Source organism: Mesorhizobium sp. M4B.F.Ca.ET.089.01.1.1 (assembly GCF_004022605.1).
GTDB classification, from domain to species: Bacteria; Pseudomonadota; Alphaproteobacteria; order Rhizobiales; family Rhizobiaceae; genus Mesorhizobium; species Mesorhizobium abyssinicae.
Window position 1 is genome coordinate 1 of sequence record NZ_RZOS01000139.1, and the last position, 13072, is coordinate 13072.

9 protein-coding genes are annotated in these 13072 nt (G+C 64.7%); 8 read left to right on the top strand and 1 reads right to left on the bottom strand.

Translation table 11 applies throughout. From position 1 onward, the window contains the following. Nucleotides 1-246: 246 nt before the first annotated feature. Nucleotides 247-2049, bottom strand: a complete 1803-nt coding sequence (locus EN780_RS15405) for an NAD(P)/FAD-dependent oxidoreductase (protein WP_128274593.1) — start codon at nt 2047-2049, stop codon at nt 247-249. Between the two features lie 265 nt (nt 2050-2314). Between EN780_RS15405 and EN780_RS15410 the strand changes: the two genes are divergently transcribed. The 8 genes from EN780_RS15410 (at nt 2315) to nthB (ending at nt 13034) form a co-directional block, all read left to right on the top strand. After that, complete coding sequence (locus tag EN780_RS15410) at nt 2315-3466, top strand: DUF6600 domain-containing protein (protein ID WP_128274595.1); 1152 nt, start codon at nt 2315-2317, stop codon at nt 3464-3466. Nucleotides 3467-3724: 258 nt separating this feature from the next. After that, nucleotides 3725-5506: an acetolactate synthase 3 large subunit gene (locus EN780_RS15415; protein ID WP_127285088.1), complete on the top strand. Its 1782-nt coding sequence runs from the start codon at nt 3725-3727 to the stop codon at nt 5504-5506. Nucleotides 5507-5590: 84 nt separating this feature from the next. After that, nucleotides 5591-6163, top strand: a complete 573-nt coding sequence (gene ilvN / locus EN780_RS15420) for an acetolactate synthase small subunit (RefSeq protein WP_006204962.1) — start codon at nt 5591-5593, stop codon at nt 6161-6163. Nucleotides 6164-6309: 146 nt separating this feature from the next. Further along, nucleotides 6310-6906 (top strand): LysE family translocator, encoded by a 597-nt coding sequence (locus EN780_RS15425; RefSeq protein WP_128274597.1) that lies wholly within the window; start codon nt 6310-6312, stop codon nt 6904-6906. A 341-nt stretch (nt 6907-7247) separates the two neighbouring features. Continuing rightward, nucleotides 7248-8525 (top strand): efflux RND transporter periplasmic adaptor subunit, encoded by a 1278-nt coding sequence (locus tag EN780_RS15430; protein ID WP_128274599.1) that lies wholly within the window; start codon nt 7248-7250, stop codon nt 8523-8525. Beyond that, complete coding sequence (locus EN780_RS15435) at nt 8522-11686, top strand: efflux RND transporter permease subunit (RefSeq protein ID WP_128274600.1); 3165 nt, start codon at nt 8522-8524, stop codon at nt 11684-11686. The genes EN780_RS15430 and EN780_RS15435 overlap by 4 nt, the downstream gene beginning before the upstream one ends. Before the next feature lie 69 nt (nt 11687-11755). Further along, on the top strand, nt 11756-12361 hold the full coding sequence (nthA, locus tag EN780_RS15440; RefSeq protein WP_128274602.1) for a nitrile hydratase subunit alpha: 606 nt from the start codon (nt 11756-11758) through the stop codon (nt 12359-12361). Nucleotides 12362-12374: 13 nt separating this feature from the next. After that, on the top strand, nt 12375-13034 hold the full coding sequence (nthB, locus tag EN780_RS15445; RefSeq protein WP_128274604.1) for a nitrile hydratase subunit beta: 660 nt from the start codon (nt 12375-12377) through the stop codon (nt 13032-13034). The last annotated feature ends 38 nt before the right edge of the window (nt 13035-13072 follow it).

Genomic DNA, 13072 nt, shown 5'->3' on the forward strand with positions numbered 1-13072 from the left:
ATCTGGGTGCTGCGGCGCAAGGCGCTCGGCAAGATCGAGCGCTTGCTGACGATCGAGCTCGACCCGCAAAACCGGGCCGTGCAGGTGCGCGGCTTCGGCAACCGCCTCGCAACGCTGGAGGAGCGCAAGATCGTCGAGCGTTGGGCCAAGGCGAGGGGCGTGGTGCTCCGGGCCTGAAATAAAAGCCCGCGCGGCCGAGAGGCCGCGCGGGCTACGCGTTGTTGTTCGCACAAGCGGCAGAGCGGCCTATCCCTTGTGGTGAACCTTCTGCAGCCCGTAGACCGGTGTCGCGATGCCTTCGTGCCGCGCCTTCAACTGCAGCGACAGGAATTGCGAATAGTGGCGTGACTGGTGCAGGTTGCCGCCATGGAACCAGAGCGCCTCCTGTTGCGTCGGCTTCCACATGTTGCGCAACTCGCCTTCCCAGGGGCCGGGATCCTTGGTGGTGTTGGAGCCGAGACCCCAGCATTTGCCGACCTTGTCGGCGACCTCGCGGGAGATCAGGTCGGCCGCCCAGCCATTCATCGAGCCGTAGCCGGTGGCGTAGACGATGAGGTCCGCCGGCAATTCCGAGCCGTCGGAGAAAAGCAGCGAATGCTCCCCGATTTCCTTCACCTCGACGCCGCTCTTCAACTTGATCGAGCCGTCGATGATGAGGTCGGACGCGCCGACGTCGATATAATAACCGGAGCCGCGCCTGAGATATTTCATGAACAGGCCGGACTCGTCGTCGCCCCAGTCCAGCATGAAGCCGGCCTCTTCCAGGCCCTTGTAGAACGCGGCATCGCGTTTCTTCATCTCGGCGTAGGCGGGGATCTGGAATTCGTGCAGGATCTTGTAGGGCAAAGAGGCGAAGATGAGATCCGCCTTGGCCGTCGTCATGCCGCTTTGCACGGCCTTTTCCGAGTAGAGCGAACCCAGCCCGATTTCCATCAGCGTGTCGGATCTGGAGATGTGGGTGGTCGAGCGCTGCACCATGGTTACGTCGGCGCCGGCCTCCCAGAGTGCGGCGGCGATATCGTGGGCGGAATTGTTCGAACCGATGACGACGGCCTTCTTGCCGGCATAGGCGTCGGGGCCGGGATGCTTCGAGGAATGGTGCTGATCGCCCCTGAAGCTGTCCATGCCCTTGAAGCTTGGCATGTTCGCTTTGCTGGACATGCCGGTCGCCAGCACCAGCTGCTTCGGCTTCAGCGTGATGTCCTTGCCGTCGCGGTGGACGACGACGGTCCATTCCTTCTTCTTGTCGTCATAGGCGGCGCTCCTGGCCTCGGTCGAGGACCAGTAATTCAGCTCCATCACCTTGGTGTACATTTCCAGCCAGTCGCCGATCTTGTCCTTGGGCGAGAAGACCGGCCAGTTCCTGGGAAAGTCGATATAGGGCAGATGGTCGTACCAGACCGGGTCGTGCAGGCAGAGCGACTTGTAGCGCTTGCGCCAGCTGTCGCCGGCACGTTCGTTCTTCTCGACGATGATGGTGGGCACGCCGAGCTGGCGCAGCCGGGCGCCCAGCGCGATGCCGCCCTGGCCGCCGCCGATGATGAGCGTATGCGGCTGCGTCTTGAAACCGAGTTCGGCCGCTTCCTTCTCGCGCTCCTCCTTCCAGGTCGGACGATTCTTGCCATGGCCGTGCCTGGCGCCCAGCGGCCGGGCGAAGCCGGCCGGCTCTTCATGGCCCTTCAGCTCCGCCATGGTGGTAAGCAATGTCCAGATCTTGCCGTCCTTCAGCCTGATGTGGCCAAAGCCGCGCGCCACCGCCGTCTCGAGGCGGATCCAACCTTCCAGCACCCCGCCGTTCTCGCTGGCATCCTCGCCGTCGGCGATCGCCCAGTTCGAAGGCTTCGTCTTCGCCAACTGGCTCACAAGCATGTCGCGCACCTGGTCGCGGCCTTCCATGGTCTTGATGTTCCAGGTGAAGGCGACGAGATCGCGCCAGTAGCAGTCGTCCTGAAAGCAGGCGACGGCCTTGTCGATATCGCCGGCGGCAAGTGCCGCGCCGAATTGGTCGAGCAGGTCGGAAAGCTTCTTGTTCGGGGTCATGTCGAGCATCAGTTCCTCCGGTCTTGGGATCGCTTCTTGATCGAGCGCTGGAGCCGGGTTCGCCCCGTCCGGCATGCGCAAGTATTTCGGCAAAACTGTTCTCGCGTCATGCCCTCCAATAGTTTGGCGTGTTTTCAATGGTTTGTCTGGAGAGGGGGAGGTGGCGCGACGCTCCATTGGTCGCGCAATCGTGATCGGCTTTTGCCGCATTGCGGCCATGGCGTCTCAAGACAAGAGCAACGGGGGCGAATGGCGGTGCAAGGAACCAAGCGTCATGCAATTGTCCTCCATCCATCCATTCGCCCGGCGCGGGCTGGCAGCTTCCGCAGCCGTCACCTTGGCTTTGGGCGTGACTTTGGCCGGTCCATTGGCGGTTCCGTCCTATCAGGCGGCGCATGCGGCCGTGGTTTCCGTGACCGTCCGCGAGCGGCTCGCGACTTACGGCGGCTGGCGGACTTCCAGCCGGTTCGGCGAGGTGTGGGTTCCCTCCGTCCGGCCTGAATGGCGGCCCTATACGGAAGGCAGATGGGTCTGGACCGACGAGGGCTGGTACTGGGAGTCGGCCGAGCCGTTCGGCGGCATCGTCTTCCACTACGGGCGCTGGGCGTACGATCCCGAATTCGGCTGGGTCTGGATCGCCGGCTACGAATGGGCGCCGGCCTGGGTGGTGTGGCGCCAGGGCGGCGACAACATCGGCTGGGCTCCGGCGCCGCCGCGTATTGCCGATGTCGCGTTCGACGAGGGCTGGTGGTGCTTCGCACCGGTGGCGGCGATCGGCGTGGCCGATGTCGTCAGCGTCGTGCGGCCGGTGCGTGAAAACGTGACCATCATCCGCAACACGACGATCATCAACCAGACTGTGATCGTCAACAACGCGCCGCGCGTACGGCTTGGCAATCAGGTCGTCGCGATCGATGCCGGGCCGCGCCTGCCTGAGCTTCCCAGGGCGGTCGTGACGTCGATCAAAGCGGCGAAGATCGTGCCGCCGCGCAAGGGCGACTTCTCCGAAGCCCGGCTCGATCCGTCGAAGGGCGAGGCGGTGAAGATGCTGGCCGGCAACGCTGCCTTGCCGGCGCAAGGTGCTGCGCCGGTTATCGCAGGCACGCCCGACGCCGCCGGCCACGGGCCGAAGAAGCCCGCGGGCGTCAGGTCGATCCGGCCCGCAGCGGCGATCGCCGAAGGGGAACCGAACACGGCCGACCGAAAGCACAAGAGGGTGATCGCCGGCGCCGGGCAGGTGGAGATCGGCGAGACATCCGATGGCAAACCTGGGCCGCGCAGGAGGCTCAACCATCAGCAGATGCTGGCGATGCGCACACCGCATCATGGGCCGGCGAAGGCCGAGCCGCATCGCCCAACATTGGTGCAGGCGAGGAAGGGAGCCAAATGTGATCCGCGAGTCGCGCACTGCAAGCCGCCGCGCTGAAGCCGTTTGGGACGGTACGCGAACGGTGGCGAGGCGGAGCATTTTCCCGGTTGACAGGCCGGCTTTCCGGCCTCTACTGTCCGCCACCATGAAAACGGCACTCATTCTCGTAGGCAGGCGCGTGGGCAAGGCGGTGTAACCGCCGGGCGAAAACCTCCCATGCGCATCACACAGGCTCCCTCGGGGGCCTTTTTTATTGCCCGAAACACGACTAAACGACCAGCAACGCCCACACGGCGACAGTACGGGACCAGACCGATGAGCAACGAGCGGAACGAGCGGCGCGAAATGACGGGCGCCGAAATGGTGGTGCAGGCGCTGAAGGACAATGGCGTCAAGCATGTCTTCGGCTATCCGGGCGGCGCGGTTCTCCCGATCTACGATGAAATTTTCCAACAGGACGAGGTCGAGCACATTCTGGTCAGGCACGAGCAGGGCGCCGGCCATGCGGCGGAAGGCTACGCCCGCTCGACCGGCAAGGCCGGCGTCCTGCTGGTGACGTCCGGCCCCGGCGCCACCAACGCGGTGACGCCGCTGCAGGACGCGCTGATGGATTCCATTCCGCTGGTCTGCCTGACCGGCCAGGTGCCGACCTCGCTGATCGGTTCCGACGCTTTCCAGGAATGCGACACGGTCGGCATCACGCGCCCCTGCACCAAGCACAACTGGCTGGTGAAGGACGTCAACGAGCTCGCGGCCACGATCCACGAGGCCTTCCATGTCGCGACCACCGGGCGCCCCGGCCCGGTGGTGGTCGACATTCCGAAGGACGTGCAGTTCGCCAAGGGCACCTATGTGCCGCCGCAGACGGCGCCGCGCACCAGCTACCAGCCGAAGGTCCAGGGCGACCTGGAGAAGGTCAAGGCAGCGGTCGAGCTGATGGCCAGCGCAAAGAAGCCGATCATCTATTCGGGAGGCGGTGTCATCAACTCCGGTCCGGAGGCGAGCCATCTGCTGCGCGAACTGGTCGATCTCACCGGCTTCCCGATCACCTCGACGCTGATGGGGCTCGGCGCCTATCCGGCTTCCGGCAAGAACTGGGTGGGCATGCTCGGCATGCACGGCACCTACGAGGCCAACATGGCCATGCACGATTGCGACGTGATGATCTGCATCGGCGCCCGTTTCGACGACCGCATCACCGGGCGGCTCAACGCGTTCTCGCCGAACTCGAAGAAGATCCACATCGACATCGATCCGTCGTCGATCAACAAGAACGTCCATACCGACGTGCCGATCCTCGGCGACGTCGGCCGGGTGCTGGAGGATCTGGTGCGGCTGTGGCGGGCGACCGCCAAGGCCGACAAGAAGGCGCTCTACCCGTGGTGGGAGCAGATCGCCAAATGGCGGGCGCGCGACTCGCTGGCCTACAAGCCGAACGCCGACGTGATCATGCCGCAATACGCCATCCAGCGGCTCTATGCGCTGACCAAGGACATGGACACCTACATCACCACCGAGGTCGGCCAGCACCAGATGTGGGCGGCGCAGCACTATCATTTCGAGAAGCCGAACCGCTGGATGACGTCGGGCGGGCTGGGCACGATGGGCTACGGCCTGCCGGCGGCGCTCGGCGTGCAGATCGCGCATCCCAATGCGCTGGTCATCGACATCGCCGGCGATGCCTCGGTGCAGATGACGATGCAGGAGATGAGCACGGCGGTGCAGTACGAGGCGCCGATCAAGATCTTCATCCTCAACAACCAGTATATGGGCATGGTCAGGCAGTGGCAGCAGCTGCTGCACGGTAACCGGCTGTCGCATTCCTACACCGAGGCGATGCCGGACTTCGTCAAGCTGGCCGAGGCCTATGGCGGCCACGGCATTCGCTGCGACAAGCCGGACGAGCTCGACGACGCGATCAAGGAAATGATCGCGGTGAAGAAGCCGGTGCTGTTCGACTGCCGCGTGGCGACTTTGGCCAACTGCTTCCCGATGATCCCGTCGGGCAAGGCGCATAACGAGATGCTGCTGCCGGACGAGGCGACCGACGAGGCGGTGGCCAATGCCATCGACGCCAAGGGCAGGGAACTGGTGTAGGCGACGAGCCAAGGCAGGGCTGGTCGAAGGAAGCCGTGCGCAAACAGAGAATTAGATCCAAGAGTTGAAATCGAGATTCACCCCATGAACGCACAGCTCCAACCGACCGGCTCCGCCTATTTCATCGCCAAGGAAACGGAAAAGCCGGAGAACCACACACTCTCCGTGCTGGTCGACAACGAGCCGGGCGTGCTTGCCCGGGTCATCGGCCTGTTCTCCGGCCGCGGCTACAACATTGAGAGCCTGACCGTCTCGGAGACCGAGCACGAGAAGCATCTGTCGCGCATCACAATCGTGACGCGCGGCACGCCGCATGTGCTGGAGCAGATCAAGCACCAGCTCGAGCGCATCGTGCCGGTGCACCGCGTGGTCGACCTCACCGTGCGCTCGCACGAGCTTGGCCAGGAGCGGCCGCTGGAGCGCGAGCTGGCGCTGGTCAAGGTCGCCGGCACCGGCGACAGCCGCGTCGAGGCGTTGCGTCTTGCCGATGCCTTCCGCGCCAGCGTCATCGACGCCAACACCGAGCATTTCATCTTCGAGATCACCGGCAAGGGCTCCAAGCTCGACCAGTTCATCGCCATCATGAAGCCGCTCGGCCTGGTCGAGATCTGCCGCACCGGCGTGGCGGCGATGAACCGCGGCCCGCAGGGCATGTAGGAGGCCGGCGCCGAAGCGCCGGCAGGTCGTCATTTCCGTCCTGACCGTCTGGCCCGGTTGATGCTCCAGGGTGGCCTTTGCGCGCCCGGTATAAAAGGACAATTATACTGACCTATTCGACGCGATGACTTGTCTGGGAGGACGTCATGCCGCTTGAAACGTTCCTTGCGCTCCTGGTCTACGCCTTCGTCACCTCGATCACGCCGGGGCCGAACAACCTCATGCTGCTGGCTTCCGGCGTCAATTTCGGCATCGTCAGGACCGTGCCGCATATGCTCGGCATCAGCATCGGATTTCTGGTTCTGCTGCTTGCCGTCGGCTTCGGGCTCGGCGCGGTGCTGACGGCGTTTCCGGCGCTGCATACGGCGCTGAAGGTCGCCGGTGGCGTCTATCTGCTTTATCTCGCCTGGAAGATCGCCATGTCGCGTTCGCTGAGCAGCAAGGGCGAGACGGAAGCGCGACCGATGCGCTTCATCGATGCGGCCGCATTCCAGTGGGTCAATCCCAAGGCCTGGGTGATGGCGATCACCGCCATGGCCGTCTATGCCAATGCGGAGCACCCGTTCCTGTCGGTGGTGCTGATCTCGGTCGCCTTCACCATCGTCAACCTGCCGAGCGTCTCGGTGTGGGCGGGCTTCGGCACGGCGCTGCGCGGGTTCCTGTCGGATCCGGTGCGGCTGAAATGGTTCAACATCGCCATGGGTGCGCTGCTGGCGGCGACGCTGTGGCCGATGCTGCGTTAAGATCTGTCGATATTCAGGTGAGGCCGGCCTGCAAACGGCGCTTTCCTGCGCTTCCGGTGCTCACCTACCCAAAAGTACGCTCCGCTCCGGTTCTCGGAAATCACCGTTTTCGATTCGGCCTGACCTGAATCTCAACAGATCTCAGGTCGCGGTCCCGGCCCGTCGGTCGGGTTGCCTCCTTATTGTGCACTGCACATTAAATCTTCGTAATGCCGTGTTTTGGCCCTTTTCCGCCAAAGCCTTGTCCTATCTATTTCGGCGAAATTCGCGGCAAGGCGCCGCGGATCGAGCAGAAATAGACCACCGGATTTCGGCGTGTCGCGTGAGAGGGCTTGTTGTCGATGCGCGGAAAAATCGTCTTTGCGGTGATTGCGCTGGCCTGCGTTGCCGGGACCGGTCTCTACCTTTCGCCGACGGCGCTGGGCAAAGTCCAGCAACTGATTTCGGGCCAGCAGGCCGCCAGCAACGGCACGGAAAAGACGGCGAAGGCACCGGAGAATGCAAAGGGCGGCGGCGGTGGCACGCATTCGGCCTCGATCGTTTCCGCGGCCGCCACTACCGCCGATTTCCCCATCCGCCGCTATGCCATCGGCTTCGTGTCCTCGCCGGCGGTGGTCGCCATCAACGCCCGCGTCTCCAGCCAGATCGTCTCGATCGCGGTCAAGGACGGGCAGATGGTCAAGGCCGGCGATCTTCTCATTTCACTGGATGACCGGGCGCTGAAGGCGCAGCTCGCAAAAGACCAGGCGACGCTGGTCAAGGATCAGGCCATGCTGGTCAGCGCCCAGGCCGACCTGCAGCGCGCCAAGGACCTCGTCGCCAAGCAGGCCGGCACGCAGCAGACCTACGATCAGGCGCTGGCGGCGCAGAAGGCGGCTGCCGCGACCATCGACGCGGACAAGGCCACCATCGACGCCGATACAGTGCAGTTGAGCTACGCGGCGATCTCGGCGCCGATCTCGGGCAGGCTGGGCGCTGTCAACGTCTCGGTCGGCGATCTCGTCACCACCAGCAACGGCAACAGCAGCAGCTCGACCCCGCTGGTGACGATCACGCAGATGGATCCGCTGCAGGTGAATTTCACCCTGCCGGAGAGCAACCTCGCCCTGCTGCACAAGGCGCTGGCCGACCCGCAGCAAGGCGACGTGACGCTGACCAAGGACGGCGATCCGACGCCGATCGGCAAGGGCACGCTCGACTTCGTCGACTCCAGCGTCGACACCGCCTCCGGCACTATCGCCACTCGGGCGAGCGTACCGAACGCGGATCTTTCGCTGTGGCCCGGCCAGTATGTGAACGTCCTGCTCGACGCCGGCACGATGCCGCAAATGACCTCGGTTCCGACCGTCGCGGTGCAGCCCAGCCAGAAGGGGCCGTTCGTCTACGTCGTCAAGCCCGACAGTACGGTGGAGATGCGCCCCGTCCAGGTGGCGCTGACCGAAGGCGACAACAGCGCCATCAGCCAGGGCCTCAAGGGCGGGGAGAAGGTGGTCGTCGAGGGCCAGACCAGGTTGAAGGACGGCGCGACCGTGCATGAGGGCAAGGCGGCCGCCAAGGGCGGCGCTCAGGGCGCACCCAAGGTCGCGCAAGCCGGCAAGGCGGGCGAGGCCAGCCAATGATCTCCGAATTCTGCATCCGCAGGCCCGTCGCCACGCTTCTGATGTCGTTCGCCCTCGTGCTGGGCGGACTGTTCGCCTACAAGTTCCTGCCGGTCGCGGCGCTGCCCAGCGCCGAGTTTCCGGTGGTCAACGTCTCGGCCCAGCTGGCCGGCGCTTCGCCGGAGACCATGGCGACGTCCGTCGCGACGCCGCTGATCAAGCAGTTCGCCACGATCGCCGGCATCGATTCCATCTCGACCACCAATTCGCTCGGCCAGACCTCGATCGCCATCCAGTTCGTGCTCAACCGCGACATCGACGCCGCGGCGGCGGATGTGCAGGCGGCGATCGCGCGCACGCAAAGGTCGCTGCCGCCCGAGATGACGGCGCCGCCGAGCTATCGCAAGGTCAATCCGGCCGACGCGCCGATCCTGTTGATGTCGCTTGTCAGCGACACGGTCCCGCTGACCGATCTCGATGCCTTCGCCGAGAACGTCATCTCGCCGTCGCTGTCGACCATCGACGGCGTGGCGCAGGTTTCGATCTACGGCCAGCAGAAATACGCCGTGCGCATCCAGATCGACCCGACGGCGCTCGCCGCGCGCGGCATCTCGATCGACCAGCTGCAGACGGCGGTGGCGTCGGCCAACAGCAACACGCCGCTCGGCGTGCTGCAGAACGACAAGCAGCAATTGACCATCACCGCCAATACTCAGCTTAACAACGCGGCGGGTTTCGCGAATCTCATCATCGCCACCAAAGACGGTCACCCGGTACGGCTGGGCGATGTGACCCGCGTCGTCGATTCGGTTCAGACCACGACGACAGCGAGCTGGTATGACGGCACCCGCGCCATCATCATGGCCGTGCAGCGCCAGCCGGACGCCAACACGGTCGACGTCGTCGACAAGGTCAAGGCGATGCTGCCGTCCTTCCAGGACCAGATGCCGGGCGCAGCCTCGATCAAGCTGCTCAACGACCGCTCGACCTCGATCCGCCAGGCCGTCGACGACGTCCAATTTACGCTGCTTTTGACGATCGCGCTGGTGGTGATGGTGATCTTCGTCTTCCTGCGCCGCGTCACCGCGACGATCATCCCGGCCGTCGCCGTGCCGATCTCGCTGATCGCCACGCTCGGCGCGATGTTCCTGTTCGGCTTTTCCATCGACAACATCTCGCTGATGGGACTGACGCTCGCCGTCGGCCTGGTCGTCGACGACGCCATCGTCATGCTCGAAAACATCTTCCGGCACATGGAGGAAGACGGGCTCTCGGCGTTCGACGCGTCGCTGAAGGGCGCGCGCGAAATCGGATTCACCATCATCTCGATCTCGATCTCGCTGGTGGCGGTGTTCATTCCCGTGCTGTTGATGGGCGGCGTCATCGGCCGCATCTTCAACGAGTTCGCGGTCGTGGTGACCGTCGCCATCCTGGCGTCGATGTTCGTCTCGCTGACGCTGACGCCGATGCTCTGCTCGCGCCTGCTTTCGGTCTCGAAGGCGGAGAGGGTAGCCCATGGAGGCGGCCACCGGCATGACTTCGTCACACGCTGCTACGACTGGCTGCTGAGCTTCTGCCTGCGCCACACCTTCCTGGTGTTCCTCGTCTTCATCGGCACCGCGGCGGCGTCGGTCTGGCTGATCGAGGTCTCGCCGAAGGGCTTCTTCCCGCAAGAGGACATCGGCCAGATATCGGTGACGACGGTCGCCCGCCAGGACATCTCGTTCAACGCCATGGCGAAACTCCAGGGCCAGGTGGCCAGCGTTTTCTCCCACTCGCCCTATGTCGATCATGTGGCGTGGTCGGCGGGCAGCGGCAACAATGCGCTCAACCAGGGCCAGTTGTTCGTGCAACTCAAGGACAAGGACAAGCGCCCGGACATCGAAAAGGTGCTCTCGGATCTGCGCAAGCAACTGGCAGGCGTGGCCGGCATCGAAACCTATATGCAGCCGGTGCAGAACCTGAGGCTGGGTTCGCGGTCGTCGGCCAGCGCCTACCAGCTCGTGGTTCAAGGCCTCGATACCGGCCAGACTGATATCTGGGCACAGAAGCTGAATGACGCGATGGCGGCGGACCACAATTTCTTCGCCGATGTCACCAGCGACCTGCAGAACAATGCCCTACAGGCGTCGTTGGTGGTGGACCGCGACAAGGCCGCCCAGCTCGGTATCGATACCGATACGCTGCGCTCGGCCCTCTATGGCGGCTTCGGCACCGATCAGGTCTCGACGATCTTCGGCTCGGCCGACAGCTATGCAGTGATCACCGAGCTCGACCCGAAGATCGAATGGTCGCCCGAGCGCATGCTCGCCATCCAGGTGCGGACGGCGAGCGGCAGCCTGGTGCCGCTTGGCGCCTTCGCCCATGTCGACCGCACGGCCGGCGCGCTCACCGTCAACCAGCTCGGCCAGCTTCCGGCGGTGACGATTTCCTACAATCTGCCGCCGGGCGCGGCGCTGGGCGACAGCGTGACCCGCATCGACCAGCTCAAGGAGCAGGTCGGCATGCCGACAACGATCGGCACCAGCTTTGCCGGCACCGCCAAGACCTTCCAGGATTCGCTCGCCAACCAGGGGCTGCTGATCGGCGGCGCGATCCTGACCATCTATATCGTGCTCGGCATGCTCTACGAGAGCTTCATCCATCCGCTCACCATCCTCACCGGCCTGCCGTCGGCGGTGCTGGGGGCGGTGGTTGCACTCCGTTTTGCCGGCATGGACATTTCGGTGATCGCGGTGATCGGCATCCTGATGCTGATCGGCATCGTCAAGAAGAACGGCATCATGATGGTCGACGTGGCGCTGGAGCTCAGGCGCGAGGGCATGTCGGCGGTGGAGTCTATCCACAAGGCCTGCCTGATGCGTTTCCGGCCGATCATGATGACGACGCTGGCGGCGCTGATGGGCACGTTCCCGATCGCGCTCGGCACCGGCGCCAGCGCCGAACTGCGCCAGCCGCTCGGCGTCGCAGTGGTCGGCGGCCTGCTCGCCTCGCAGGCATTGACGCTCTTCGTCACGCCGGTGATCTACGTCTATTTCGAGAATTTCTCCGGCTGGCTGCTCGGCTTCTCCTCGAAGAAGAGCCGGCCGGCGCTGCATGCGGTCGAAAGTGCGGAGCAACCGTCGCTGTTCGATCCGGAAGAAGGCCGGGTCATCCAACTCCAGAAAGCCGCGGCCGAATAGCTCGACGGCCGCTTGCTGGCCCAAGCCGACATGCTTGCGGCCACATGTCGGCGGTTCTAGTCTGAGCTCATGTCGCATGATCATGACCATGACAACGAGCTCGATCCATTCGCGGCGCGCGTGCGCGCGCTGGAAACGATCCTGACCCAGAAAGGTCTGATCGATCCGGCCGCGATCGACGTCATCGTCGACACCTACGAGACCAAGATCGGCCCGCGCAACGGCGCCCGGGTGGTGGCCAAGGCCTGGACCGATCCGGCCTATGCCGACTGGCTGAGGCGCGATGCGACGGCGGCGATCGAATCGCTGGGCTATACCGGCCGGCAGGGCGAGCACATGCAGGCCGTCTTCAACAGCGAGGAGACGCACAATCTCGTCGTCTGCACGCTGTGCTCCTGTTATCCGTGGACGGTGCTCGGCCTGCCGCCGGTCTGGTACAAGGCGCCGCCCTATCGCTCGCGGGCGGTGATCGATCCGCGCGGCGTGCTGGCGGAATTCGGCCTGACCCTGCCGGCGGACAAGAAGATCCGCGTCTGGGATTCGACGGCGGAGCTGCGCTATCTGGTGGTGCCGATGCGGCCGAAGGGCACCGAGGGCTGGAGCGAGGCGCAACTGGCCGAGCTGGTGAGCCGCGATGCGATGATCGGCACCGCACTGGCAAAGGCGCCGGCATGACGGGGGAGCCGGCATGAACGGGCCGCAGGATCTCGGCGGGCAGATGGGCTTTGGGCCGGTCGCGCCGGAAAAGGACGAGCCCTATTTCCATGCCGGCTGGGAAAGGCGGGCACTCGGCGTGACGCTCACCGCCGGCGCCATGGGCGCCTGGAACATCGACGAAAGCCGGCATGCGCGGGAATCGCTGCATCCGGCCGATTACTATTCATCCAGCTACTACCAGATCTGGATCAAGGCGCTGGAAGTGCTGCTCATACGGCATGGCTTCGTCAGCGACCGCGATCTGGCCGAGGGCCGGGCGGTCGATCCGGCAGCTGCTCCCAAGAGAGTGCTGAAGGCGGAAAACGTCCCGGCAGCGCTGGCCAGGGGCGGCCCGTGCAACCGGCCGGTCGCCACGCCGGCGCGGTTCAGGGCCGGCGACCGGGTGCTCATGAAGAATTTCAATCCGACCGGGCACACGCGGCTGCCGCGCTATGCACGCGGCAAGCAAGGCACCGTCGAGGTCGTGCGCGAGGGCTTTGTCTTCCCCGACAGCAACGCGCATGGGAAAGGCGAGAACCCGCAATGGCTCTATACGGTGGTCTTCGACGGCACCGAGGTCTGGGGCGAGGGCGCCGACCCGACGCTGACCGTGTCGATCGACGCCTGGGAAAGCTATCTTGAGCCGGCGTGAAGACCTGCCGGCGGGCTTCGACGAGCCGGTCCTCCCCG

Coding starts and splice junctions, on each gene's coding strand:
- EN780_RS15405 (WP_128274593.1), bottom strand. CDS start 2,049: ATGCTCGACATGACCCCGAACAAGAAGCTTTCCGACCTGCTCGACCAA.
- EN780_RS15410 (WP_128274595.1), top strand. CDS start 2,315: ATGCAATTGTCCTCCATCCATCCATTCGCCCGGCGCGGGCTGGCAGCT.
- EN780_RS15415 (WP_127285088.1), top strand. CDS start 3,725: ATGAGCAACGAGCGGAACGAGCGGCGCGAAATGACGGGCGCCGAAATG.
- ilvN (WP_006204962.1), top strand. CDS start 5,591: ATGAACGCACAGCTCCAACCGACCGGCTCCGCCTATTTCATCGCCAAG.
- EN780_RS15425 (WP_128274597.1), top strand. CDS start 6,310: ATGCCGCTTGAAACGTTCCTTGCGCTCCTGGTCTACGCCTTCGTCACC.
- EN780_RS15430 (WP_128274599.1), top strand. CDS start 7,248: ATGCGCGGAAAAATCGTCTTTGCGGTGATTGCGCTGGCCTGCGTTGCC.
- EN780_RS15435 (WP_128274600.1), top strand. CDS start 8,522: ATGATCTCCGAATTCTGCATCCGCAGGCCCGTCGCCACGCTTCTGATG.
- nthA (WP_128274602.1), top strand. CDS start 11,756: ATGTCGCATGATCATGACCATGACAACGAGCTCGATCCATTCGCGGCG.
- nthB (WP_128274604.1), top strand. CDS start 12,375: ATGAACGGGCCGCAGGATCTCGGCGGGCAGATGGGCTTTGGGCCGGTC.